Raw genomic sequence first — 25,061 nt, 5'->3', positions numbered from 1 at the left:
TACAGCGTATGCAAGGACAAAATTCAGAGAACCCCTATGCAAAAAAGGGTTCCGCCTTATATTAAACTGTTGTGTGAATGGTTACTAAGATGTAAATATTAGCTATTATGGACAATTCATAGGATAGTATCCCTGATTATTTTCTCTTTTTATACTATCATCCATAATGCCATCTAATCTCACAGCGGATTCTAAATATTTGTCAGCGAGTTTTTCCATTTCGGCATAAGCTTCTTCTGCCGGTTTTAAAAAATCATTATAAATATCTTTCAGCGAGCTATTTTTCACGATGAGCTGGGTAGATAATTGGCTGAATTTATCCTTCGCCTTAGCAAGCAGTTTTTCAACTCTTATCATTTGAACATCAAGATTATAAGTCGTATTTGCCTTTGCTGCTGCAATTTTTTGTTGTACATTCTCCTTCAGAGGATCATATTGCTCAGCCGCTTGAGGATGATTATATTTTTTAAGCTCTGTAACAGTACTGTTAATTTTTTGAAACATGCCTTCTAATTCTTTTATCATGACAAGAGATGAATTAACGTTTGTCATCAATGGTGATTCTAATTGGTCTCTATCTGCCTTATCTGGAAAAAAGCTTGAATGAAATTCTTCTTTGTCTATTACATGAGGCATTAACTCTTTTAATTTTACAAGCAAAACCTGAGTTTGTCCTATTTGATCCGATAAGCTGGGTAAAAGACATGGCACGGTTTCCAAATAAAATTTAGTTGCTTTCTCTTTTTGGATTTGTCGTAGTTGCATTCTCTGATATTCTGACTGTGAAAATAGACCAGGTCTTTGATCATTTTTTTCAATAGGTTTTTCTTGTACTTTTTCTTGTTTCTTTTCGTTGGGGAAAAGTCGCCACTGTTCAATTAAATTATCTAAATACGTGTCAGCTAAAACTGGCTCCTCGGTCTCCATGATAAGATTCATCTGTAACGCTAATAACTTATATAAACTCTCGCATAGTTCGTCTTTATCTTTTAAACTGTTTGCTTCTAATTTCATTTCTTTAAGAGAGCAACGAAAATCATTAATAAGATTGATTAAATGATCTACTTCCTTAACGTCACTCATATTGGTTCTACGAGTTAAATTTCGACAAATCATTGTTTTGACTTCGATTGAAGCGTTTGGTGATTGAAGTAACGACTCAAGCTCTTTACTATCCATTAGCTCGATTAAAGGTTGATAAATTTTTGAAATCATCAAATATTTTTCTTTTATATCCGCTTGATGCCATAATGTATCAGCTTGCATAACTAAATTTTGCAGTATCTTCTTCTTTTCTTCATTTGTTAGCTTCAGCCCATCTAAAAGATCACACTTAATTTCCAGGGATATATTTTTTGCGTTGAAAAACAAATGAGCCAACGGCATTGACTGAGAATTTTTGATCTGATTCACAACGTCTTGGCATAATTGCTCTAATTTGGCTGACTCACCTAAAAACTCAAAGCTAACTTGCTCGAATTTATCTTTATAAATGTCTTTCATTTTGTCTAAAAAAACATCATGAAAAATACTCGCGGCTTCTAAAATTTTAATGCATTCGGCTGTATCCATATTTTTTTCTTTGTCAGCCAACAAATTCATCGTTGCCAACATTGGAGATACAATGTATACCAAATGAGTACTTGTATTACCACGGGAAAAATAAAATTTATTAAATGAAAAAACCGCTTTAGCAAAAAAATGTTTTGCTTCATTATATTCCTTGTCTCTCACATTTTCTTGAGTGAGCAAATAATAGGCTATTTCAAGATAGCCATATGCGGAAAGAAGGTTTTCATTCTCTTTATCACTATTTTCTTTATAAATTTTATAAAATGGTACGGAGCCAGAATAGAGAGAGAAATGACCATTAAAAATGGTTTCAAATCCGCTGTGGTTATATTTTGTTAAAAAATTGTCTCGAAATTCCGGAGTGTCAGCATCTTCGGAATCCATATAAGGAGCATATATTTGTGGTGTAACTATTCGTGTAATCATTTGCCCCAATAAACTTATATCGTCAATTTTAAATTTAGAATTTTTTTTATCTGGGCATTGGATAGATAACACATAACGAGCTGACACGCCGGTATCGGTACTTAAAATTTTTTCAATCTTTATGTTTTTCACATCATTAATAATTTCTTTTAATTCATTTAAATCTTTTTCATTTAATATATGATAGCTTTCCAAGTAATTAATTAAGCTGGAGCGGCTAAAGTCTTTATCTACATTCAAACTACTTTTACTTAAGGAAAGCTGATAAAAATCTCCAAGAAGCACTGCCTCAAATAAAAAATTCGCTTTTAAAATCAGCCCGTCTTTGCTATCAAATGCTCTGCTAGCATCCGCTAATAATCCTCGTCGATCTACTTTTCTTGTCACTTCTCGCATGGTTGTTAGTTGAGTAGATGGGACATATCCAGAATTTGAATTTACGATATTTTTAATAAAATCAATTTCGAAGAATTGATTTGCTGGTGATGAGCTTGCTTGTTTATCTTTTCTTTCTTCACGTTTAATGTACATAGTTTATATTTTCTTTATCATTGATGTGGTGAAATTATAGCACAACCGAACAAAATAAAATCATAATTCATGACATAATACTGCGTTTATTTATTCCTTAGTCTATACTAGATCTGTTCATCAATGATGATATATGACAGGAAAGTTAGTTTAATATTATGAGGAATGGATAATGAGTAAAAAACTTCTTTGGTTATCAATAATTGCATTCGTACTAACCTTTGGTCAACTAAGTTATGCTTGTATCGGTGACTCGAAACATTGTGATTCCCATCATCGATTTGACAGGTTAGCACAAGAGCTTAATCTCAATGCGGATCAAAAAGCTAAACTTAAAGCATATCGAGAAAAAGCTAGAGCCTCTCTCAAAGAAAGCTATGCTCAACTTAGATTACTGCGCAAACAAATAAATTCCTTATTAAAAGCTGAGAAAATTGATGAAGCAAAACTTGATGCTTTAATAGAAAAAGTAAATAGAATAAGAAGTTCTATGTTAAAAACAAGAATAATAATACAACATCAAATGTTTGCACTTTTAAACGATAAGCAAAAAGCTAAATTTCTCGAATTAAAAGAAAAATGGTTTCTAGATCATGACTAATTTCGGCCTCAATGTCTGGCTTTAATGATTACTATATTAGCATGTAATATTATAGCCTGGAGTTACAAAACACCAGACTATAATTAGTTTTCCATTAACACATTGAATGCTCTTATTACTTACGTGTAGCAACTGCTTTAAAATTTATAGTTACTTCGTCTTTTATTTCACTTGTACTCGACCAATCGCCTTGTCCAATACCAAAATCCAACCGTTTTACTGTAGTTTTTCCTTCGACAAGCAGATGATTTTTAGGTGACTCTACTGCAGTAAAGGTAAGTGTTACAGGGACCGACTTATTTTTTATAGTTAATGTTCCAATGGCCTCATAATTTTTATCATCCTTTTTAGTGAATTTAGACGACTTAAATTCCGCTTTTGGAAACTCCTTAGCATTAAACCAGTCCGGGCCAAGTAATATTGAACTTATTTCTGCATATGAAGTAGTCAGCGAATTCATGTTCACTACTACGTCAACAGTACTGTCTTGATAATGCTCGGGATCTGCGGCTATTGTGGCGGTAAATTCTTTAAAAGACCCAGTAACAGGAGCATTATTTTGCGTTGCTGTAAAGCTTATACTACTTTCATTAGGAACAAGTGTCCATTCAGGTAAAGAAGCCGCATTTGCATAGATACCATTCAAGAAAAATAGAAAGAATAAGTACTTAATTATTTTCATGGAAACATTCTCCTTAATATATCATCCTTGTTTATAAAGTGATGCTTTAAAGCAGCAGCCGTATGCAGACAGATTGCTGCAATCAGTGCATAACCTAACCATTCATGAACCCATTCAAATAAAACCCTGTTACTTTCGTCAGGGGTTACAAGATTAGGTAAGGTAAATAAACCAAAAAATGAAGCAGGCAATCCTGCAGCAGAAGTAATTAACCAGCCTGTAATTGGCATTGCAAACATAAACACATAAAATGCCCAGTGCATACTACGTGCAGCAATTTTTTCCAGCCAAGGTAATGCCAATTCAGGTTGTTCATTACTCAATCGCCAAATGATTCTAAAGATCGCCAAAAAAAGGACTAAAAAACCATACTCTTTATGCCATCCATAGAATTTCAGTCGCTCTGCACTCCATGGTAAAGACACCATATACAAACCGAGGATCAACAATCCAATAATTAATAAAGCAATTATCCAATGAAGTATTATAGTAACAATACCAAAATGGGTTGAACTATTTTTGATTTGCATAAAATATCCTATTTTTTACCTTGCCCCTGTTCTTTATCTTGTTTTTTATTCTGATCGAGATAAGCTTCAGCTCCAATAGAAATATTTACTTTATCGCTTATTGAAGGCAAGAATGCATTGATTCCGAAATCAGAGCGATTTATAGAACCTGTGGCTGTAAAACCAATTGACATTTTATTACTAATTAGATTCATTCCCACTTTATTTAAGGTAACCTGCAACACTACTGGCTTACTTACTCCGCGTAACGTTAAAATACCCCCAACTATTGCTTTATTATCACCCTGTGGCGTTACTTTATTGCTAACAAAGGTTGCTGTAGGATAATGTTCGGCATCAAAAAACAAATTACTTTTTAGATGTTTATCCAACTCAGGAATACCCGTAATCATATCCTTAACATCAATTGTCGCATTGACTTTACTTTGACTTGGATTGTCTTTATCAAGAACCAACTGTCCCGTTGCATACCATTTTCCATATTGAGTTGTAAACCCCAAGTGGTCAGCACTCCATAATACATAAGTATGATTTTTATCCAGAGTATACGTTTCCGGGGCAGCATGTACTGGAGCAGAAAAAGCAACTGCAATAAGCAATGACGAAAGCCAGCCTCCTAGAATTTGCTTCATGATTAATTTCCTTATTTTTAATATCAGGTTACAACAGTTGTATATTAAATTTTTACTCAGGTTTGAGGCTGCCGCCAACAATTCGATCACATAGCCCTTTAGGTAACAAAATAAAAGCATCTTTTTGTTTGTCTTTAGTAGCAGAAGACGCGCATGAAGCAGTAGCCGTAGCACAGTCATTCATGCCTTTTTTAGCAATTCCGTAACATTTTTCAGTTGCAGCAGTAGTACCATCATCTGCTGCTGAACTTCCAGTTGCAACAAGAACAAAAAAAGCAGTCATTACTGATTGCATCAACTTATCTCGTGTAATCATTTGCTTTCCCTTACATTAAATGAATTCTTCTTTAAAATACAATAGAGTTACTCAAACAACAAGTGATAAGCTAAAAACCAATATTAATTGCTTAGTCAAAGAAAAAATCAATCGCTGAAAGGTCACTTGCAAATGGTACTTTTGCCAAAAGAGGAGAAGTAAGTTTCTGGCTTAACGTAGCAATATTAGCTGATAATTCTTGCATATTTGGATCAATACAATTGGCAATCCATCCGGCACACTGAATATTGTTTGCATGCAAAACGGTTTCTGTCAGCAAGGCATGATTAATACAGCCTAATTTCATTCCAACGACTAGAATCACAGGTATCTTGGTAATCTGCAGAAAATCAATCCAGGTTTCATGGTCATTCAAGGGAACCATTAATCCTCCAGCACCTTCAATAAACAATTTTTCTATTCCATCTAATTGCAAATTAAGGCAATATTTTGCAATTTCGGTAATAGATAAACAAACCCCTTCGCGATGTGCAGCAATATGGGGTGAGACAGGCAGCTTAAATCGCCAAGGATTTATTACATCCAAACTGATATTATTTTTTTGTAAATTTTGTGCATCACTGCTAACCAGCTTATTTTCTATTTCCATGCATCCACTTGCTACCGGTTTAATTGCCACTGCTGATGAAAAGTAATTTATTAAGCATGACGTTATGTAGGTTTTACCACAATCAGTATCGGTACCCGTGATAAAAAAACGCTTCATCTAATGAATCCTCGTAGTTCTTCAATAAATAAACCCATATGAGATAAAAATGGCATGTGTGCTGCTCGTTTAAACAATACATAATTAAATTCGGGATAGGATAGTTTCATAGAATTCATCGTCTTAATCGGAACGATGGGATCAAGCCTCCCAAAGATAAAACATGAAGGTTTATCAAACTGTTTTAATTTCTCACGTAAATCCCAAGTTTCTAAAATTTTAAGACCTGATTCTAAGCCTTCTTGCGATGGAAGCTTATCAGGCAGATGGTGCTGTTTATCATTATCGGATAATCCATTAAGCTCCAAAAATTCTTTTAGAGTTGCATGAGGTTTTTCCGATAGATTTTTATAAAACCTTTTAAAAACATCTAGTGAGACGCCTGGCCACGGATCAGAGTTTAAAAATCGCGGTGATGAAGTAACGTTAACAAGGTAATCTACTCTGCCGGGTTCCTCTACTGCCAAACGCATGGCATACAATCCACCCATAGACCAACCGATTAACGCAAATTGATGAGGCAATTGAGCCATCAAAAGCTCTTTAAAAGAATCCCAATCCATGATTGAACTGTGGCCAAATCCAGGTAAATCTACCAATATCAGCTGATAATCCATAGAAAGTTTAGATACTAACGGTAACCAGATCTGACTATCAAATCCCCATCCATGAAAGAAAATAAGAGGGAATCCTTTTCCATAACTATGGATGTTTATCTTCATAAATTACACTTAACTTATCAAATAACTCACGAATTTGTTCGTGAGTATGATTATAATTCAAAATGACACGCAACCCCGACGCTTTGATGCTCACTGTAGGCTTTCTTATCGCACAACAACTAAAACCGCGTTTTTTTAACTCGCGGGCATAATATAGAGCCAAATGCGGACATCCTAATTGAAGCTGTTGAATTGGACTAATTGAGTCAGTCCAATTTAGTGGGGATTGTGTAATATAAGATCTGAATAAAGCAATCAATTGTGTTAATTTCAATCGTCGCTCTTCAGCATTTACCACAAATTCCAAAGTATTCAATAAGCCATAACTTAAAGCCGGACTTATAGCAGTTGAATAAATAACAGAACGCCCCGCTTGTAATAATGCATTAATCCAGTCTGCTTTTCCTGCAACAAGCGCGCCTTGAGCCGCATAAGCTTTTCCTAATGGAATAATTCGTAATGGTACTTCATTTTGGGTTAATCCATGATAGGCTATTGCTCCTTTCCCCTGGCTGCCTAAAACTCCAAAAGAATGAGCCTCGTCTACAATCAGCGCACTTTGACTTGCATTGCAAAGAGAAAAGAGTTCTGCTAATGGAGCCAATTGGCCACTCATACTAAAAATACCTTCGGTGATTAAAGCCGAGCTTTCAAAAAAATGTGGGGTTAGCTTACGATTTAAGTCATCTAAATTATTATGCAAATAACGTGTATAGTTTACCTGTGACAAAGCCAAACCATCATAAATTGAAGCATGTATTTCTTTATCAATAAAACAATGAACGTTTAATTTGCCAAGTAATGCTGTAACCGCAAGGTTTGCTGCATAGCCTGAAGAAAATAAAATACAGTCATCTACACCTAATAAATTGGCAAATGCTTCTTCAACAGCACGATGATTGGCGTGATAACCACTCAGCAGCATAGATGCACCACTCCCGCTAGGGAACAAGGCATATCCACGTTGATATCCTTCAGAAATACGTTTATCTCGAGTTAGAGATAAATAGTCATTGCTGTCAAAATGAATTAAAGATGAATTTTCAGCTGTCACAAATCTATTTCTTAATATGCCTTCTTGTGCCAGCTGATTCGTATAATCTCTAATTTTATTGCTTAGAGGCATTTAGGCCATCTCAGTTAAACCAAGTTTGTCAAAAAGAACCTCATCCTTATCCCGCTGTGGGTTCTCTTCCGTTAAAAGTTTATCACCTAACCACGCAGAGTTTGCTCCAGCATAGAAACATAAAGCTTGTAATTCATCACTCATTCCGACTCTGCCGGCTGATAGTCGAATCATACTTTGTGGCATTAATATTCGTGCGGTTGCAATGGTTCTAACTAATTCAATCCCTTCAACTTCTGCTGCTTTTGCAAGAGGAGTTCCTTCAACTGGGATTAGACGATTAATAGGGACACTTTCTGGAGGCGATTCCATATTACTCAAAGTATATAAAAATTCAATACGATCTTCCCGTGTTTCGCCAAGGCCTAATATACCACCACAGCAGACGCTAATTCCCGCATTTCGTACATGTTCTATCGTGTCAAGACGATCGCTGAATTTGCGTGTTGTAACTACTTTTTCATAATAGGAAGGCGATGTGTCTATATTATGATTATAATAATCCAAGCCAGCTTCTTTTAAAGAAACGGCTTGTTCTTGATTCAGCATCCCTAACGTCATACAGGTTTCTAATCCTAATGCCTTAACTCCCTGGATCATTTCTTTCAACTCACCCATGACCTTATCGGGGGGGCAACGCCACGCAGCTCCCATACAAAATCGTTGCGCCCCACCCTCTTTGGCTTCCTTGGCACGTTTCAAGACATCCGCTACAGACATCAATTTTTCTTTTTCAACATGAGTCTTATAATGACCGCTTTGCGAACAATAACCACAATCTTCAGGACAAGCCCCTGTTTTAATACTTAGTAAAGAAGCGAATTGCAAAGAATTTGGTTGATGATTTGCTCTATGCACCGTAGCCGCTTGATGCAATAAATCATTAAAAGGTTGTTCATAAATTGCTGTAATTTCAGAAACAGACCAATGTTTCTTAGCTTGAGTCACAACAGTATCTCCTAATTTAAGATGTTAAAAAGTAGCCTAATTGTTCTAAAGAAAATTAGATACATTTTTATAAATCCACGTTTTATTTAATTAACGGACATGATAAAGTGCCCTTCCATCTTGTCAACCAAAATTTTTAAAATGGTCAACACACACCAATTAATCAGTCGGGATTTGAAACATTTTTGGCATCCCTGTACACAAATGAAAGACTTTGAAACATGCCCTCCCTTGATTATTGAAAAAGCTCAAGGAAGTTATCTTTATACCAATAAAGGTCCCTTAATTGATGCTATTTCCAGCTGGTGGTGTAAATCATTAGGCCATGGCCATCCTGCAGTTATTGCAGCGATAAAAAATCAGTTGGATTGCTTTGAACATGTCATTACAGCAAATACTACGCACCCAGCTCTTGTTGAGTTGGCAGAAGAGTTAGCTAAAATTACTAAAAAACAACACGTTTTTTTTGCCAGTGATGGCTCCAGTGCTGTTGAAATTGCGATGAAATTGGCAATCCATGCCAATCAAATTAAGGGTACAGAGAAAAATCAGTTTATTGCTCTTAAAAATGGATACCATGGGGAAACACTCGGTACAATGAGTGTTAGTGATTTGGGGCTGTATAAAGCGCCATATACATCATTTGGTCTGACCTGTCATTACATACAAAATATTCCTTACATTTCCGGCAAAGAAGATTCTTTATGGCACAATTGTGATTCATATTGGTCCACTGTTGAAAAAGAATTAGAAGCAATCAGTGATAAAGTCTGTGCAATTATTATTGAGCCCTTGCTTCAAGGAGCAGGAGGAATGTTGTGTTACAGTCCTGATTTTCTTAAAAGGTTATCATCCTGGGCTCAAAGTAAAAATATTTACCTTATTGCCGATGAAATAATGACAGGAATGGGTCGAACAGGTAAATGGTTAGCTTCTAATCATGCAGAAGTTGAACCTGATCTTATTTGTTTATCCAAAGGATTAACTTCTGGCTCTGTTCCTCTAAGTTGTGTGATGATTGACAACTCTATTTTTGATCTCTTTTATGCCGATTATGCAACGGGAAAATCCTTCTTACATTCACATACCTATAGCGGAAACCCGCTGGCGGTCAGCGCTGCATTAGCAACCATTCGCGCTATGCATCAAGAAAAAATAATTGAACACGCACAAAATCTAGGTGAATACATGCTTTCTGCTTTAACTGAGGTTGCACAACTTTCAGGCAAATTAAGCAATATTCGCGGAATTGGAGCAGTGGTAGCCGCCGATCTAGAAGATACAGGAAAACAGCGAATAGGCAATAAAGTTTATCAGCACGCATTAAACCATGGGGCCTTAATTAGACCAATAGGAAATACGCTTTATTGGCTTCCTCCATTAAACACAGATTATGAGGTAATTGGGAAATTAGCGGAAATAACACTACACTCTATAAAGGGAGCTTATGTAATAATGCCTTAAATCATGCGAAAAATATTCAGCAACATGACATTTTTTGTCTACAAGCGATTCAAGTTATTCTGGATATTTTTTACCATTTTTTTACTGATTATCTTTTCTTACATTACCTGGCATAATAACGTTAAAAACTCTTCTACTTTGGTTACTGAAGTAAGCAAGAAACTCGCATATGACCTTGATAACTTTATTAATAATACTCTTCGGGATTTGCACCAAATTCCTTCCTATCAGAAGGAAAACCTGACATGTAAAGATAACTTTCTTCCTTTCCTTCAATATATAACTATCAATCAGGCACAACTTTCTGGTTTGGCAATTCGCGATAAAAAACATCAGATTATATGCTCTACCTTGCCTCATAATCAGACTTTTCTCTTAGGTCATAATATACAGCAGACAGCTATAGGGCCATTAGAAATACCAATGTTTAACCATCCAATTTTTACGATCCAAAAAAAAATTGGTGATTATCAGGTAGAAATAATTATTATGACATCAACACTTGAAAAGATACTGAATGTCTCAGAAAGTAGTCAGCACATAATCACCTTATATGACACCAATCAAAAAAAGGAAATTATCCGAATAGGGAAAATCAAAGAAGCTTCCTGGATAGATAAATTGTTTCTTGACTCACCCTTTTCCTTTAAAAAAATATTTGCTACAACAAAATTAAATAGCCTTAATGGTGTTTTACTTACAGTTACAGAACCTGATCAAGCTATAATTAGCAATCTTTGGCATAACCAAATCTTGGTTATGCTTTATGTTTTAGTATTTTCAATTTTATTATATTTTTTAATTAGGAATCTATTTAACAAATATTATTCTTTGCATGGAGCAATGAAGCAAGCTATTAGGAGCGGGCAATTTTATCCCGTTTATCAACCATTATTTGATACAAAAAATAATGTCTATTCAGGTGCTGAGGTTCTTTTAAGATGGCAGGATAATCAAGATGAAATCATTATGCCCGATCTTTTTATAGAAGAAGCGGAAAATACCGGCTTAATTGTTCCAATAACATTACAAATTATTGAAACAGCATTTAAAGAAGCTAAGAATATCTTAAGGACTAAACCTACCTTCTATTTATCATTTAACATTTGTGCATTACATTTTACTGATGATAATTTTTTTCCTCAGTTTTATAAACTCGTGCGACACTATTCTATTTCACGCAGACAAATATTATTAGAAGTAACAGAACGCTACCTACTCGATATGAATAATGAAATTTATATAGACAGAATGCAAGAGCTCAGAGACGCGGGATATTCATTAGCTATAGACGATTATGGGACAGGACACTCGAGTATCAGCTACCTGCAATACTATCCTTTTAATTACCTTAAAATCGATAAAATATTTATTCATGCGATAGGCACAAAAGCCATCACCGAAACATTAAACGACGCAATCATTCATTTAGCAAAAAAAATTAATTTAGCTATTATTGCAGAAGGTGTAGAAACAAAAGAGCAACTAGATTATTTATTACAAAACGAAGTTCAATTTCTTCAAGGCTGGTATTTTTCAAAAGCCCTACATATTGAACAATTAATTGAATTGCTTAAGGGGAAAAAAAATGAATAAGTACATAGGATGTTGTTCTTTGCTTGTTCTAGGTATTTCGTTTTCAAGTTTTGCTCAACCACTAGTAAATCTAGAAGGTAATTATTGGCAGTGCTCAACAGGTGATATAACCCATACAAAATGGGATGCACAAAGTGCTTATCAAAAAATGGCTTTAAATCTTTCTTATGCTGCATGTAAAAAAGGCAGCAAGGCACCAGCCACCTGCAAAGTATCCAAAGCAAGTTGTATCAAATTCGTTAATGGTGTAAATGTTATGCCCATGTGGCGATGTACTGCTTTTGATAGAGAAGCATTGCGCTGGAGAAGCAATCTCTATCCAAATCGTGAAGATGCAGCATTGGCTGCTCTGGCATATTGTAAACACAAAAGTCCTGTTCCTTATACGTGTTCCATTAATGTAGTAACATGCATTAATAAAAATGAGATTTAAAAATATGGCTTATTGCGTTGGGTTAACAGGTGATATAGCAAGTGGAAAAACTACAGTTGCTGAACTTTTTTCAGGACTAGGTGTTGATGTAATTCATGCTGATAAAATATCAAGAGAAATTACTCAAAAAAATAAAGCCGCATATAAAAAAATTGTAGCGCATTATGGTCTTAAAGTCCTTAAAGATGATGGAGAACTGAATCGTAACAAACTAAGAGAAATAATATTTTCGAATCATGAAGAGCGAGACTGGCTTGAACGCCTCTTACATCCACTCATCCGTAAAGAGATTAAAAAACAAGTTGATGCAAGTAAAACTCCTTATTGCATGGTAGAAATACCTTTGCTGATTACAAAAGAAGCCTACCCTTATATCAATCAAATTTTGCTTATTCGTGCGCCAACGGAAATACAAATATCGCGATTAATGCAGCGTGATCAATGCAGTAAAGAACAAGCGCAGGCTATTTTATCCATTCAGCCTAATACTCATCTGCGTTTAGAAAATGCAGATGATATAATTGTTAATGATATGGAAATTGTTGAATTAACCAGGAGAGTAAATGATTTACATTCTAAATATCTTCGAGAATCCCAAAATTTATAATAGATTTTTTTACTTCATAACGGTTGAGCGGGGAATTTTGGCTTTTCTACAAGGAATTTAGCGATAATGAAATTGATCACCTTAAACTTATGGGGAGGCCACTTAAGAAACCCCTTATTAAACTTTATCGATAAATATCAGGATGTTGATATATTTTGTTTACAAGAAGTATATTGCAATGCTCATCAAGCTGTAACTGAAGAAGATAGAGAACTTAGTCTGAATATTTTTTCTGATTTACAACAACTCCTTCCTAATCATTTCCCTATTTTCAAACCTGCCGTTGAAAATATTTATGGAATTGCGATGCTATTGAAAAGTAATATCGATATCTTAGGCGAGGGAGATATAAATATCCATCAAAAACAACATTATCCGGGAATAGGATTAAATCATCCTAGAGATTTACAATGGGTGGAATGTGAAATTAACAAAAAAACTTACTCTGTTCTTAATGTTCATGGACTCTGGAATGGGCAAGGTAAAAAAGATACCCCAGAAAGAATCAATCAGTCCCAACGTATCCGTCATTTTATGGATACCATCAATACGCCTAAAATATTATGTGGTGATTTTAACTTAAGACCTGACACCGAAAGCATGAACATTATTGAGCAAGGAATGAATAATTTGATAAAAATTAACAACATTAGCTCAACAAGAACCCGTTACTATAAAAAAGAAGAAAAATTTGCAGATTATATCCTAACCTCACCAGATATAGTTGTTAATGAATTCGCTGTTCTGAGTGATGAAGTCTCAGATCATGCTCCATTATACCTTGATTTCAATTAAATTCAGAAACCTCGCACCTCTTGCAAATAATTAAGTAGGCCGTGCTAAGCGTAGCGCGGCCCAGCATGGTTTCTTAGAACTCCGTTGCAAGGCTTCGCAAGCTTATTAGCAGTCTGCATAATCATGATATATATTAAAGCAATACAGTTACTGCTTCACAAGTTCGTTACATAGTAAATAATCCTGCACCATTGTAATGACTTCACGATTTGCTTCTGGGAAATGCTCCGGATTTAGTTCGTGCTGATAAACCCATTTCATAGCCAATTGTCCTTCCAAACATAAAGGGTCCCCAACATATTGACTGACAAGAAAAATAATTAATTTTACCGATTTATCAGAGTATTGATGTTTTACTTCACCGAGTAATTTATAATGTCGAACTTCTATTCCAATTTCTTCTTTGATTTCTCGAATCAATGCAGATTCCGAAGATTCATTTACTTCCAATTTACCGCCAGGAAATTCCCAACATCCTCCATGAGGAAGATGCAAAGGACGTTGGGTAATTAAGATACGTTGTTGCTCATCAATAATAACTGCTACGGCAACTGAGATGTTCACGCCAAGCTTCCATGACAGGCTTTATACTTTTTACCTGAACCACACGGGCAAGGATCATTTCGACCAATTTTTTTCTCGTGTCGTCTGTATGTTTGAGTCGCTGCCTCCTCATCCTGTTCATCAGCATAATTGCCGTGTTGCAAGCTCATCTTACTAACTTGCTCAGCGCGTCGTTGCTCTTCAATTGCATTAACATCTTCTTCTGTTTGAATTTCTACTGAAGAAACTAAACGAACAACATCATACTTTAAATTATCAAGCATAGAGGTAAACAAAGTGAAAGCTTCTTTTTTATACTCTTGCTTTGGATCTTTTTGCGCGTAACCGCGCAAATGGATTCCTTGACGCAATTGATCCATTGCCGCCAGGTGTTCTCGCCATTGATTGTCCAAAGTTTGCAAAACCACGGATTTTTCAAACTGCGACATCGTAGCTCTACCCGCTTGCTGGACTTTTTCATCATATTTCCGTGCAGCAAGATCAAGAATTTTTTCTTTAATTTGTTCTGGCTGAATATGATGATCCTCTTCAATCCACTCGAGCACAGGGGCTTTAAGTTTGAATTCATCAGCCAAAATATCACTTAAAGATTTTGGATCCCACTGATCTTCCAAACTTTGGGGAGGAATATAAGTATCAACAAGATTCGATATCACTTCCTCCCGCATTATATTTAACATTTCCTCAGTATCCGTCATTTCCATGATCGAAGCGCGTTGAGTATAAATGACTTGTCTTTGATCATTAGCTACGTTGTCATAATCCAAAAGCTGCTTTCGTACATCAAAATGATGTCCTTCAAGCTTACGTTGAGCATTCTCAATTGCTTTGGTTACCAAACTGTGCTCAATAGGCTCTCCAGGTTTCATTCCTAAACGGCGCATCATCGATGCAACACGTTCAGACGCAAATATACGCATTAAATTATCTTCAAGAGATAAGTAGAAGCGACTGCTTCCCACATCTCCCTGACGGCCCGAACGTCCTCGTAGCTGATTATCAATTCGACGGGACTCATGACGTTCCGAACCGATAATTCTCAATCCACCGGCTGCAATGACTTCATCGTGACGTTTTTGCCACAACTGTTTTGCCGCTTCTATTTCTTCAGCACTCGCATTTTCACCTAATTGAGCCAAATCCGCAGATAAACTTCCACCCAGAACAATATCAGTTCCCCGACCTGCCATATTTGTAGCAATAGTTACCGTACCAGGCCGGCCTGCTTCAGCAATAATTTGCGCTTCCTTTTCATGAAATTTGGCATTAAGTACTTGATGTTTAACGTTTTCTTTTTTAAGAAGTTGACTTAAAAACTCAGATGCTTCAATCGAAACAGTACCCACAAGAACAGGTTGCTTGCGAGCAATACACTCACGAATATCTTCTATAACTGCTTGAAATTTATCCTTTTGAGTTAAATAAACCAGATCAGCCTCATCTTTTCGTACCATAGGTTTATTTGTAGGAATTACTACAACATCAAGATTATAAATTTGCTGCAACTCATAAGCTTCTGTATCCGCTGTCCCAGTCATTCCTGATAATTTATTATACATTCGGAAGAAATTCTGGAATGTTATTGAAGCAAGAGTTTGGTTTTCATTTTGAATAGAAACCCCTTCCTTGGCCTCAACAGCTTGATGCAATCCTTCAGACCATCTTCGACCAGGCATTGTTCGACCAGTATGCTCATCGACGATAATAACTTGTCCATCCTTAACAATATAATCCACATCACGATGGAACATAGCATGCGCCTTTAATGCTGCATTCACATGATGCATGAGCATAATGTTGCTGGCATGATATAAACTTTCACCCTGATCCAGCAGTTTTGCTTTAACCAATAATTCTTCTATATGTTGATGACCTGCATCAGTAAGATGCGCCTGTTTTTGCTTTTCATCGATAGTATAATCCCCTTCACCACCCTCTTCTTCTTGTTTCTTCAAATGAGGAATTAAGGAATTAATTTTAATGTAAAGTTCAGAGCTGTCTTCTGCTGCACCAGAAATAATCAGAGGAGTACGGGCTTCATCAATAAGAATTGAATCCACTTCGTCCACGATGGCAAAGTTCAACTCTCTTTGCACCTTATCTTCAAGGCTAAATGCCATATTATCACGCAAATAATCAAAACCATATTCGTTGTTTGTTCCATAAACGATATCACAACGATAAGCTTCCTGTTTTGCAGCATGCGCCATATCAGGAAAAATCACACCCACAGTCAACCCCAAAAATTCAAATATAGGGCTCATCCATTGGCTATCACGTTTGGCAAGATAATCATTCACAGTAACAACATGCACACCACGTCCAGTAATAGCATTCAAATATGCGGGTAGAGTTGCTACCAATGTTTTACCTTCCCCTGTACGCATTTCAGCAATATTACCTTCATGCAAAACCATTCCACCTATTAATTGCACATCGAAATGACGCAAACCCAAAGTACGTACGGATACTTCTCTTACTGTAGCAAAAGCCTCTGCTAACATTTCATCAAGGCTTTCTCCTTCTGCAAAACGTGCTTTAAAATGCTGGGTTTTTGCAGCTAACTCGGCATCAGTTAATGCTTGCATTTGAGGCTCAAATGCATTAATTGCCACTACTGCCTTTTCCATACGCCGCAAAGTGCGCTCATTTCGGCTTCCAAACATTTTCTTAATCAACGTATTCAGCATGGCCTACATAATCCTCTGGAGATTTCAAATAACAAATTGGTTAATGTACTAAAATTTGGGGGAAAATACTATGAATACCTTTTAATTTAAGTGAATCTTCATGAGATAACTAAGTGAAAAAAGAGGTTTCTGACAAATCAGACAACTCAAATATTATTTTCCGCAATTTCCTCTCATATTATACAATATTTTGGAAGTGAGTTGCTGAATAGATTACTCAATTTCGCAATATTGATATCGAAATTGCAAACAAGCAACAAAGGTTATTTCATCTGGAGTTTATAAAGTCTCTGCATATAATTCCAGCTCTTGCAAATATTCACTTAATTCCTGCAATAAAAAACTATTTTTAGTTTGCAAAACGAGCATCAACTTTTTTTTCCATTGACTTGCTCCAGGTAATCCAAAAGCTAAATTAAATATAGGCTTAATCAGTAAACTAAGGGAAACCCCTTTATTATATTCTTCGAATAAATAATTCAAATAGAGATTAAAGACTTGGCTCCGAGTTTTCATTTGAGCTTCAGGATAGAGTGCTTGATGTATCACTGCGATTTGGAAAGGATTATCACATGCCAAACGACCAAGCATCACTCCTTCAACATGGCGCAGATGCTCTTTAATTTCTTTTACATTCAATATATTACCATTGAGCACTACTGGAATATTAGGAATTTCCTCTTTAAGGCGATAAACATAGTCGTAGTTAACAGGGGGAATTGTTCGATTTTGTTTGGGGTTTAAACCGCTTAGCCAAGCTTTGCGTGCATGAACAATAATTTTTTGTGCTCCAGCCTCAAGTAATTGATGTACAAAATCACTAAAGAACTTATAACTGTCTTGATGATCTATGCCTATTCTGGTTTTTGCAGTAATAGGTGTTGTCGTTACTTGCCGCATGGCTTGAATACACGCCGCAACGTGTTTTGGCTCTTTCATTAAACACGCACCAAAACGTCCTGCCTGGACTTTATCACTAGGACAACCAAGATTAATATTTACCTCATCAAATCCTTCTTGTTCTGCATGTAGAGCACAATGTGCTAATGCATCAGGATCTGATCCTCCAAGCTGAAGTGCTATTGGATGTTCTTTTATATTAAACTGCAAAGAGCGCAAAGGGTTATTTTGTATCGCTCCAGTGGTTTGCATTTCTGTATAAACAAGTGCATGCGGCGCCAAAATACGCATAAAAATTCGAAAATGACTGTAGGTCCAATCAATCATGGGAGCAATGGACAAAGGTGAAAGCAGGTTATTTGACACTATTATTGTTTCAATTAAAAAGAGACAATTATAACCTGAACTAAAAAATTGTGTACAAAAAATGTAGCCTGTTTCCAGCACATACCCGTCACGCTAAGAATAGTTACGTGTTTCATTTTACTCAATTGGCAAGTAACTCTGTCATCCCCGCGGAGAGGATCCATTTTTGTATTGGCAATGTATTCAATTCATGAATGGATTCCTGCCTTCGAGGAATGACAAGGCAGCTTTTCTGCTTCGCTTGATAGCTATGCTCTGTACTGGCTACTCTAGATTTATTCTTGATTTACTGCATTCATTGCTTGGATAAGTAATTGCAGTCGTGTTCGACCCTGATAAAAATTGATATCCAACTTATATGCTGCATGCAGATATTTAACTCTATAGTTTGGCCAAAATTTCAAATCGACATTAAAAGCGATCGCATCTACTTGCTGGTTGCCTTGTGTGGTCATCAAAGTCATTTTTAAATGATTTTTTCCTACTATACGTTGATCTAATACTTCGAAAACATTATCAAAAACAGGTTCAACGAATTGCTGCCCCCATGGTCCTGCTTGTTGTATTAATTGAGCGATTTCAAGGCTAAACTCTTCCGGTTGTAATGGACCATCGGTAAGTAATTCTCCTTCACATTGAGAAAAATCAATATGTTTGTTCACTTCAAAAATTAATGCTTCACGGAAGGCTTCAAGAGCGTTTGGATGAATGCTCAGGCCCGCTGCCATAGCATGACCACCAAATTTGCAGATAAGCCCCGGATGATCCTTATCTATTGCTGCCAATACATCGCGAATATTTAAATCTGGAACCGAACGGGCAGAACCTTTCAATTCATCATCGCTCACTTCAGCAAAAGCAATAACAGGTCGATGATAACGCTCTTTCATCCGCCCTGCTAAAATTCCAATGACTCCTTGATGCCATGTTTTATCAAAAAGACATAATGCAATAGGTAAACGATTACTATTATAATCAGTACTAAGCGCAAGTTTTTCCAGTGCAAGCATTGCCTGCTCTTTCATTTCCGTTTCAATTTGCTTTCTTTCTTCGTTTAATTCGTCTAATTGCTGACAATAATTTCTAGCTTGTTCCTGATCTGCAGTAATTAAACATTCTATACCCAAAGCCATATCGTCCAATCGCCCCGCAGCATTGAGTCTTGGTGCAATAGCAAATCCCAAATCAGACTCCCTTAGTCGTTCACACTCACGTCCGGATACTTCAACCAAAGCTTTTATACCTACGCGACAAAGGCCTTGCCGTATTCTTGCCAGGCCTTGATTCACCATAATACGGTTATTTTGATCCAGTCCCACAACATCAGCTACAGTGCCCAAAGCAACTAAATCCAAAAAACTTGCCATATTGGGTTCAACGATATTCATCTCACGAAACCAATTCGTATTTACCAAATGTCGACGTAAAGCAAGCATGACATAAAAAATCACGCCAACTCCAGCAATCGATTTACTGGGAAAGTTGCAGTCCGATTGGTTTGGATTCACTATAGCACACGCGTTAGGAAGCGTTTCGGCGGGTAAGTGATGATCAGTGATTAAAACATCAATATTTAATTGATTGGCCTTTTCTACGCCTTCAATACTCGCAATCCCATTATCTACAGTAATTATCAGTCTGGGTTTCCACTTGCTTGCTACTTCAACTATTTGTGGTGTTAACCCATAACCAAACTCAAAACGGTTAGGGACTAAATAATCGATAAATTGAGCCCCCATAGCGCGTAAAGCAGTTATAGCAAGTGCAGTGGATGTTGCACCATCTGCATCAAAATCACCAATAACCAAAATCCTATGTTGTTCACGTAATGCTGTCTCCAAGCGTGTGCATGCTTTATCTATTCCTTTTAAGCTATCAAAAGGTAATAAAGTCTGGAGTTGTTTATCCAATTGAGAGGGTTCAGTAATTCCTCTGTTTGCGAATATTCGCCTTAGTACATCAGGCATGTTAGGTAAATTGAGCGTGTGTATTGGTTGAGGACGTTGTTTAATAAGCATGTATTAGTTTTCTCCACAAACGGACGTACCAGCTGTTAGCACTCGTAGAGTAAGCCAGATTATTCCAATACCAATGAACAGACATTTCTTTTAATTCTTCTTGATGTTGTTCACTGAGCATAGAAAATTCGCTGAGCAATAAAATCTGATAATCCTTAAGCGTTATTGCTGAGTTATATAAGGTAACTTGAGTACTGCATATTTGTGCTAATGAATAAAAATGCTCATCAACACAAATATTGATTGGTATTTTATCCTTAAGTGTCGCATCACCCCAGACCCATAATCCATTAGCCAAGGACTGATTGGGTTTGGATGCAAAAAGCATTTGGCTTTCAGTAATAAATTTTTGCCAATGCATCGTCTTATCGAGTTGAGTTAATTCGGGCATTAATGATTGATGCAACAAGCGGTAAGGAGGTTTTGCATTTACAGATAAATTTTTATGATTACTTAGTAACCATGTTTCCTCATCATGATAGTAAAGAGCGGTACCCTCTTCTGCCAGATACTGCGAAAATAAATCAAACCATAATTTAGACTCATGTTGTTCAAGTTGCAGATTCTTGCCCAAAGCTACAACCATTGCATCATTATGTGTTGCCTCCCAATGAACTGGAGTCAAGACAAGCCATTTTCCTTCTAAACGGTGATGCTTCTTTAGCAAATCAGCAACAGGCGGATTTTCAGGATTGTAGCCAAGATTCAGCAAAAAATTGAGCAATGCATTCCCTTCTGAATTGAGTGACTTGGCTCTTTCGGGAATGGAACTACACTCTGAGTCAATCACAACACGCATGTTTGTTCAGCCTTAATCAATCCATCTCTGCGAAATAATGATTTTAAATTTCTTAATGCCTGCCGTATGCGATCTTTATTTTCAATTAAACCGAAACGAACATAACCATCACCTTGTTGGCCAAAACCTATTCCTGGCGATACAGCAATATGAGCTTCTTTTAATAAATATTTACTGAACTCAAGGGAGCCCATGGGTTGATAATGAGAAGGAAGAGGTGCCCAAACGAACATCGTTGCTTTGGGTCGAGTAACCTCCCAGCCAATCTCATTTAAACCATCACAAAGGATATTACGTCTTTTTTCATAAAGCGTCCTAATCTCCTGTACACACTCATCTGGACCATCTAATGCAGCAATTGCTGCAACTTGGATTGGTGTGAATGTACCGTAATCTAAATAAGATTTAATCCGAGTAAGTGCTGCAACCAACTCTTCATTTCCACAAGCAAAACCAACACGCCAACCTGGCATATTATACGATTTAGACATTGAATAAGTTTCAATTGCTACATCAGTAGCTCCTGGCACTTGAAGTATTGATGGAGCCTTATATCCATCAAATACAATATCAGCATATGCCAAGTCATGGATAACCCAAATTTCATGTTTTCTTGCCAACTCAACAACTTGTTCAAAAAAAGAATAGTCTACGCAATGGGTACTTGGATTTGCAGGAAAATTAATTACCAACGCTTTCGGTTTAGGCCAGCTGCGATTAATTGTATCTTCTACAGAAGCTAAAAATTGAGTTTCATTGATAAGGGGAATTTGTTTTACATTAGCACCAGCAATAATAAATCCATACGTATGAATAGGATAAGCTGGATCAGGAACTAAAATTGTATCCCCAGGTCCGCTTATAGCTAATGCCAGATGTGCCAACCCCTCTTTTGATCCTATGGTAGCTAATATTTGTGTTTCACTATTTAACTGTACCTCATAGTTACGTTGATACCAGGAAGCCATAGCTCTTCTTAGTCTTGGGATTCCTTTGGACATAGAATATCGATGAGTATCCGGTCTTTGAACTGCTTCAATCAACTTATTGACAATATGTGGCGGTGTTGGTTGATCTGGATTTCCCATACCGAAATCAATTATATCTTCTCCCCGTGCTCGCGCTTCTGTTTTTAATTGGGTTAACGTGTTAAAAACATAAGGGGGCAAGCGATTTATACGCGGAAATTGACTCATAATATTGACCTCTGTAGTATACTTACAACCACGTATCATTCATTGAAACATTCTAAACCATGAATATCAATTTAGAATCAGCAGAACCACATGTAGTGCAAGCTTATAGTGATAACAAAATTCAGATTAATTCTATTGTCTATGAAAGCAGTTTAATTGTTTCTAAAACAGAAATCATTAGTGATCTGTCAATTAAAGACATTCATGAAATTGACGAACACTACATGAGCTTATTAGCGCAATTTAAACCGGAAATTATCATCATTGGTCATGAACATACCGGAAAACTCCTACCCCTGTCAATTATGAAGCAGCTTGCAGAGCAACGAATAGGTATCGAATGCATGTCTATAGGTGCAGCATGCCGAACTTACAATGTTTTATTAAACGAACATCGTGCTGTTGTTGCAGGATTTATATTTAAATAAGTAGTCTGGGTGAGACACAGTGACTCAGGTTGCGGCTTCGCCTGCACTCAGGCTACATTACTGGATTTATCTTTAAATAACAATCGATATTTGCCTGGAGTACAATGAACTGCATCTTGACCACTTCTCTGCCTACGCCCCGCGGCTTGTCCGCGGGAAATAGAAGATGCAGGTGCAACGCAAATTAAACCTGTCTTCTCGCTTCAAGTACATTAGGGATTTGCTCTAATTTCGTCAGTAATCGGGAGAGACTACTTAGGCCATCAACATCTACAGTTAAAGTAATATAAGCCATATTTTCATGTTTATTACTCTGGGTTTGCAACGCATACACATGTGCTTTTTCATTAGCAAGTAACGACGTGACATCCTTTAGAAGTTCAGAGCGATCAAAAGCCTTGATTAAAATATCCACTACATAATTTTCACGTGTTGCACTTCCCCAAGTAACCTGCAAAAAGCGTTGCTTTTGTCTTTCATTCGCATGAATAATATTAGGACAATCTTGACGATGTACTGAGACGCCACGACCTATAGTAATGTAACCAATAACAGGATCACCGGGGACAGGTTGACAGCATCTTGCCATAAAGGTTAATAAATTACCCACTCCCTCAATACGTAAATCACTTCCAGTAATTTCTGGTTTCGCCTGTGGTCTGACAAATCGCTCAAGATTGAGCTCTGAAGTAGTTGGTGGAGTGAGCTTGCTAATAATTTGGCCTATTTTAATATCGCCACGGCCAAGATTTGCATAAAGATCATCAAGTTTTTTAAAATGTAGTGCAACTGCAGCTTCATTCAGTTTATCGGATTTTATTCCTAAAGATTTTAATTCTTTATCTAATAGCTCGCGACCATCTTGAATGTTTCGATCATAATCTTGCATTTTAAACCAGTGTAATACTTTGGCTTTAGCACGAGATGTTTTGAGATAATTTAAGTGGGGGTTAATCCAGTCACGGGAGGGTTTACTTTCTTTTCCAGCTAAAACCTCTACCCTATCTCCAGTTTTTAATTGATAAGTTAGTGGTACGATATGACCATTTATACGTGCACCACGACATCGATGTCCAAGATCACTATGTACGTGATAAGCAAAGTCCAAAGGAGTTACACCATGGGGTAAATCGAGGACATCCCCATCTGGCGTAAAAACATAAACCCTGTCTTCGAGAAATTCAGTAGTTGTACTTTCAGGCACACCTTTATTACTCGCCATTTCACGATGCCAAGCCAATACATCCCGTAACCATTCGATTTTACGCTCATGGCTTTGTTTTTGTTTGAAACCGCCTTCCTTATATTTCCAATGGGCGGCAACTCCCATTTCAGCCAAATCGTGCATATGAAATGTTCTAATTTGCACCTCAAAAACCCTACCTTCCGGCCCTTTGACCGCAGTATGCAATGATTGATATCCATTAGCTTTGGGATTAATAATATAATCATCAAATTCAGCAGGAATTTGTTTCCAAAGTGTATGTACCATACCTAAGACTTCATAGCATTGGGGCTGAGTATCAACAAGAACACGTACTGCAGTAGCATCATATATTTCATCGAGTGACACATTCTTGCGGGTCATTTTTTTATAGATACTATGGATGTGCTTTGAACGTCCATAAACGGCAAAGTGATCTATCCCACTTGCTTTAATCTGTTCATTCAACTGAGCAACAATCGCATTAACAAAATTGTCCCGTTCTAAGCGTTTTGCTTTCAGGCCCTTGGCTATCGCTTTATATTCTTCAGGATGTAAATGGCGAAAAGCCAAATCCTCCATTTCCCATTTAATGGCCCCTATCCCTAATCTGTTAGCCAACGGAGCATAAATTTCCATCGCTTCAGTAGCCAGTTGCTTGCGTAATTCTTCAGATAAATGCCCTGCAGTTCTTAAAACACATAGGCGTTCGGCAAGTTTAATCAATACAACACGAACATCATCCACCATAGCCAACAACATTTTACGAAGATTATCAATTTGTTGTTTATTTTGTGGGTATTTATTTAATCCCTGAAAACTGTGCATCGCGCTCATGCGCTCTATGCCTTTGACTAATTTCGCAATATTGGGGCCTAATTGCTCCGCAACATCATCAATGGATAAATCAGCATAGTGTACGTTTTCAAAAATAATTGCCGCAGCAAGCGTTTCCTGATCCACCTCAAGATCTGCAAGTAAATCAGCCATAGATAAACCTTGTTGCAAACAAGATTGGCCAGTTTCTGTAGCATGATCTTGTCCTGCAAGCTGACTTAAAGTGCATGCACCACGAATGAGTTCAAGATTATCTAAATAACCCTTTGCGCCTAGTTGATGGAGCCACAAATCAACATCAATGCTTCCATCTTCACATAATGGAATAGTATCTTTTACTCGAACCATGAG

Annotated in this window: 23 protein-coding genes; 7 read left to right on the top strand and 16 right to left on the bottom strand. The window is 36.8% G+C overall.

Annotation, left to right across the window (positions count from 1 at the left end):
* Positions 1-105 precede the first annotated feature (105 nt).
* The gene (locus A8O27_RS08550; protein ID WP_058459842.1) at positions 106-2,529 is read right to left on the bottom strand and encodes a hypothetical protein; all 2,424 of its coding nucleotides are present in this window, start codon (positions 2,527-2,529) and stop codon (positions 106-108) included.
* Positions 2,530-2,701: 172 nt separating this feature from the next.
* On the opposite strand from A8O27_RS08550, the gene A8O27_RS08545 reads away from it, so the two are divergent.
* Entirely contained in the window at positions 2,702-3,130 is a 429-nt protein-coding gene (locus A8O27_RS08545; protein WP_058459841.1) for a Spy/CpxP family protein refolding chaperone, read from the top strand.
* A gap of 115 nt (positions 3,131-3,245) precedes the next feature.
* On the opposite strand, the gene A8O27_RS08540 is transcribed toward A8O27_RS08545, so the two are convergent.
* The 8 genes from A8O27_RS08540 to bioB form a co-directional block, all read right to left on the bottom strand.
* Positions 3,246-3,812: a YceI family protein gene (locus tag A8O27_RS08540; protein WP_058459840.1), complete on the bottom strand. Its 567-nt coding sequence runs from the start codon at positions 3,810-3,812 to the stop codon at positions 3,246-3,248.
* The gene (locus A8O27_RS08535; protein WP_058459839.1) at positions 3,809-4,342 is read right to left on the bottom strand and encodes a cytochrome b; all 534 of its coding nucleotides are present in this window, start codon (positions 4,340-4,342) and stop codon (positions 3,809-3,811) included. The genes A8O27_RS08540 and A8O27_RS08535 overlap by 4 nt, the downstream gene beginning before the upstream one ends.
* Positions 4,343-4,350: 8 nt before the next feature.
* Positions 4,351-4,974: a YceI family protein gene (locus tag A8O27_RS08530; RefSeq protein WP_058459838.1), complete on the bottom strand. Its 624-nt coding sequence runs from the start codon at positions 4,972-4,974 to the stop codon at positions 4,351-4,353.
* A gap of 52 nt (positions 4,975-5,026) precedes the next feature.
* Positions 5,027-5,290, bottom strand: coding sequence for a BufA1 family periplasmic bufferin-type metallophore (locus A8O27_RS08525; RefSeq protein WP_058459837.1), 264 nt, complete (start codon positions 5,288-5,290; stop codon positions 5,027-5,029).
* A gap of 91 nt (positions 5,291-5,381) precedes the next feature.
* Positions 5,382-6,017 carry a dethiobiotin synthase gene (gene bioD / locus A8O27_RS08520; protein WP_058459836.1) on the bottom strand — a complete coding sequence of 212 codons (636 nt, stop codon included), beginning with the start codon at positions 6,015-6,017 and terminating at the stop codon, positions 5,382-5,384.
* A complete protein-coding gene (locus A8O27_RS08515) occupies positions 6,014-6,739 on the bottom strand; it encodes an alpha/beta fold hydrolase (RefSeq protein WP_058459835.1) in 726 nt (241 codons plus the stop codon). The genes bioD and A8O27_RS08515 overlap by 4 nt, the downstream gene beginning before the upstream one ends.
* Entirely contained in the window at positions 6,720-7,865 is a 1,146-nt protein-coding gene (locus A8O27_RS08510; RefSeq protein ID WP_058459834.1) for an aminotransferase class I/II-fold pyridoxal phosphate-dependent enzyme, read from the bottom strand. Before A8O27_RS08510 ends, A8O27_RS08515 begins: the two co-directional genes overlap by 20 nt.
* Positions 7,866-8,813 (bottom strand): biotin synthase BioB, encoded by a 948-nt coding sequence (bioB, locus tag A8O27_RS08505; RefSeq protein WP_058459833.1) that lies wholly within the window; start codon positions 8,811-8,813, stop codon positions 7,866-7,868.
* A 141-nt stretch (positions 8,814-8,954) separates the two neighbouring features.
* Between bioB and bioA the strand changes: the two genes are divergently transcribed.
* The 5 genes from bioA (at position 8,955) to A8O27_RS08480 (ending at position 13,708) form a co-directional block, all read left to right on the top strand.
* On the top strand, positions 8,955-10,277 hold the full coding sequence (bioA, locus tag A8O27_RS08500) for an adenosylmethionine--8-amino-7-oxononanoate transaminase (protein ID WP_058459832.1): 1,323 nt from the start codon (positions 8,955-8,957) through the stop codon (positions 10,275-10,277).
* Between the two features lie 24 nt (positions 10,278-10,301).
* The gene (locus A8O27_RS08495; RefSeq protein ID WP_235810533.1) at positions 10,302-11,873 is read left to right on the top strand and encodes an EAL domain-containing protein; all 1,572 of its coding nucleotides are present in this window, start codon (positions 10,302-10,304) and stop codon (positions 11,871-11,873) included.
* Positions 11,866-12,306, top strand: a complete 441-nt coding sequence (locus A8O27_RS08490; RefSeq protein ID WP_058459830.1) for a hypothetical protein — start codon at positions 11,866-11,868, stop codon at positions 12,304-12,306. The genes A8O27_RS08495 and A8O27_RS08490 overlap by 8 nt, the downstream gene beginning before the upstream one ends.
* A 4-nt stretch (positions 12,307-12,310) precedes the next feature.
* Positions 12,311-12,913 (top strand): dephospho-CoA kinase, encoded by a 603-nt coding sequence (gene coaE, locus A8O27_RS08485; protein ID WP_058459829.1) that lies wholly within the window; start codon positions 12,311-12,313, stop codon positions 12,911-12,913.
* A 66-nt stretch (positions 12,914-12,979) separates the two neighbouring features.
* Positions 12,980-13,708 carry an endonuclease/exonuclease/phosphatase family protein gene (locus A8O27_RS08480; RefSeq protein ID WP_058459828.1) on the top strand — a complete coding sequence of 243 codons (729 nt, stop codon included), beginning with the start codon at positions 12,980-12,982 and terminating at the stop codon, positions 13,706-13,708.
* Between the two features lie 147 nt (positions 13,709-13,855).
* Here the strand turns inward: A8O27_RS08480 and mutT are convergent, their stop codons facing one another.
* The 6 genes from mutT to alaC form a co-directional block, all read right to left on the bottom strand.
* Positions 13,856-14,272 (bottom strand): 8-oxo-dGTP diphosphatase MutT, encoded by a 417-nt coding sequence (gene mutT / locus A8O27_RS08475; protein ID WP_058459827.1) that lies wholly within the window; start codon positions 14,270-14,272, stop codon positions 13,856-13,858.
* Positions 14,269-16,962, bottom strand: a complete 2,694-nt coding sequence (secA, locus tag A8O27_RS08470) for a preprotein translocase subunit SecA (RefSeq protein ID WP_058459826.1) — start codon at positions 16,960-16,962, stop codon at positions 14,269-14,271. The genes mutT and secA overlap by 4 nt, the downstream gene beginning before the upstream one ends.
* 279 nt (positions 16,963-17,241) lie before the next feature.
* Positions 17,242-18,228, bottom strand: a complete 987-nt coding sequence (gene dusA, locus A8O27_RS08465) for a tRNA dihydrouridine(20/20a) synthase DusA (protein WP_082642465.1) — start codon at positions 18,226-18,228, stop codon at positions 17,242-17,244.
* 275 nt (positions 18,229-18,503) lie between these two features.
* Entirely contained in the window at positions 18,504-20,246 is a 1,743-nt protein-coding gene (gene recJ / locus A8O27_RS08460) for a single-stranded-DNA-specific exonuclease RecJ (RefSeq protein ID WP_058459825.1), read from the bottom strand.
* Positions 20,236-21,045, bottom strand: a complete 810-nt coding sequence (locus tag A8O27_RS08455) for a hypothetical protein (protein WP_058459824.1) — start codon at positions 21,043-21,045, stop codon at positions 20,236-20,238. The genes recJ and A8O27_RS08455 overlap by 11 nt, the downstream gene beginning before the upstream one ends.
* Positions 21,033-22,241, bottom strand: coding sequence for an alanine transaminase (alaC, locus tag A8O27_RS08450; protein ID WP_058459823.1), 1,209 nt, complete (start codon positions 22,239-22,241; stop codon positions 21,033-21,035). Before alaC ends, A8O27_RS08455 begins: the two co-directional genes overlap by 13 nt.
* Before the next feature lie 59 nt (positions 22,242-22,300).
* On the opposite strand from alaC, the gene A8O27_RS08445 reads away from it, so the two are divergent.
* Entirely contained in the window at positions 22,301-22,669 is a 369-nt protein-coding gene (locus A8O27_RS08445) for an Mth938-like domain-containing protein (protein WP_058459822.1), read from the top strand.
* A 184-nt stretch (positions 22,670-22,853) separates the two neighbouring features.
* Here the strand turns inward: A8O27_RS08445 and relA are convergent, their stop codons facing one another.
* A complete protein-coding gene (gene relA, locus A8O27_RS08440) occupies positions 22,854-25,058 on the bottom strand; it encodes a GTP diphosphokinase (protein ID WP_058459821.1) in 2,205 nt (734 codons plus the stop codon).
* Between the last annotated feature and the right edge of the window lie 3 nt (positions 25,059-25,061).

Origin of the sequence: Legionella bozemanae (genome assembly GCF_001648595.1) — a bacterium.
Lineage (GTDB): Bacteria > Pseudomonadota > Gammaproteobacteria > Legionellales > Legionellaceae > Legionella > Legionella bozemanae.
This window is presented reverse-complemented; position numbering and strand designations above follow the sequence as displayed.

Coding starts and splice junctions, on each gene's coding strand:
- A8O27_RS08550 (WP_058459842.1), bottom strand. CDS start 2,529: ATGTACATTAAACGTGAAGAAAGAAAAGATAAACAAGCAAGCTCATCA.
- A8O27_RS08545 (WP_058459841.1), top strand. CDS start 2,702: ATGAGTAAAAAACTTCTTTGGTTATCAATAATTGCATTCGTACTAACC.
- A8O27_RS08540 (WP_058459840.1), bottom strand. CDS start 3,812: ATGAAAATAATTAAGTACTTATTCTTTCTATTTTTCTTGAATGGTATC.
- A8O27_RS08535 (WP_058459839.1), bottom strand. CDS start 4,342: ATGCAAATCAAAAATAGTTCAACCCATTTTGGTATTGTTACTATAATA.
- A8O27_RS08530 (WP_058459838.1), bottom strand. CDS start 4,974: ATGAAGCAAATTCTAGGAGGCTGGCTTTCGTCATTGCTTATTGCAGTT.
- A8O27_RS08525 (WP_058459837.1), bottom strand. CDS start 5,290: ATGATTACACGAGATAAGTTGATGCAATCAGTAATGACTGCTTTTTTT.
- bioD (WP_058459836.1), bottom strand. CDS start 6,017: ATGAAGCGTTTTTTTATCACGGGTACCGATACTGATTGTGGTAAAACC.
- A8O27_RS08515 (WP_058459835.1), bottom strand. CDS start 6,739: ATGAAGATAAACATCCATAGTTATGGAAAAGGATTCCCTCTTATTTTC.
- A8O27_RS08510 (WP_058459834.1), bottom strand. CDS start 7,865: ATGCCTCTAAGCAATAAAATTAGAGATTATACGAATCAGCTGGCACAA.
- bioA (WP_058459832.1), top strand. CDS start 8,955: ATGGTCAACACACACCAATTAATCAGTCGGGATTTGAAACATTTTTGG.
- A8O27_RS08495 (WP_235810533.1), top strand. CDS start 10,302: ATGACATTTTTTGTCTACAAGCGATTCAAGTTATTCTGGATATTTTTT.
- A8O27_RS08490 (WP_058459830.1), top strand. CDS start 11,866: ATGAATAAGTACATAGGATGTTGTTCTTTGCTTGTTCTAGGTATTTCG.
- coaE (WP_058459829.1), top strand. CDS start 12,311: ATGGCTTATTGCGTTGGGTTAACAGGTGATATAGCAAGTGGAAAAACT.
- A8O27_RS08480 (WP_058459828.1), top strand. CDS start 12,980: ATGAAATTGATCACCTTAAACTTATGGGGAGGCCACTTAAGAAACCCC.
- secA (WP_058459826.1), bottom strand. CDS start 16,962: ATGCTGAATACGTTGATTAAGAAAATGTTTGGAAGCCGAAATGAGCGC.
- recJ (WP_058459825.1), bottom strand. CDS start 20,246: ATGCTTATTAAACAACGTCCTCAACCAATACACACGCTCAATTTACCT.
- A8O27_RS08455 (WP_058459824.1), bottom strand. CDS start 21,045: ATGCGTGTTGTGATTGACTCAGAGTGTAGTTCCATTCCCGAAAGAGCC.
- alaC (WP_058459823.1), bottom strand. CDS start 22,241: ATGAGTCAATTTCCGCGTATAAATCGCTTGCCCCCTTATGTTTTTAAC.
- A8O27_RS08445 (WP_058459822.1), top strand. CDS start 22,301: ATGAATATCAATTTAGAATCAGCAGAACCACATGTAGTGCAAGCTTAT.
- relA (WP_058459821.1), bottom strand. CDS start 25,058: ATGGTTCGAGTAAAAGATACTATTCCATTATGTGAAGATGGAAGCATT.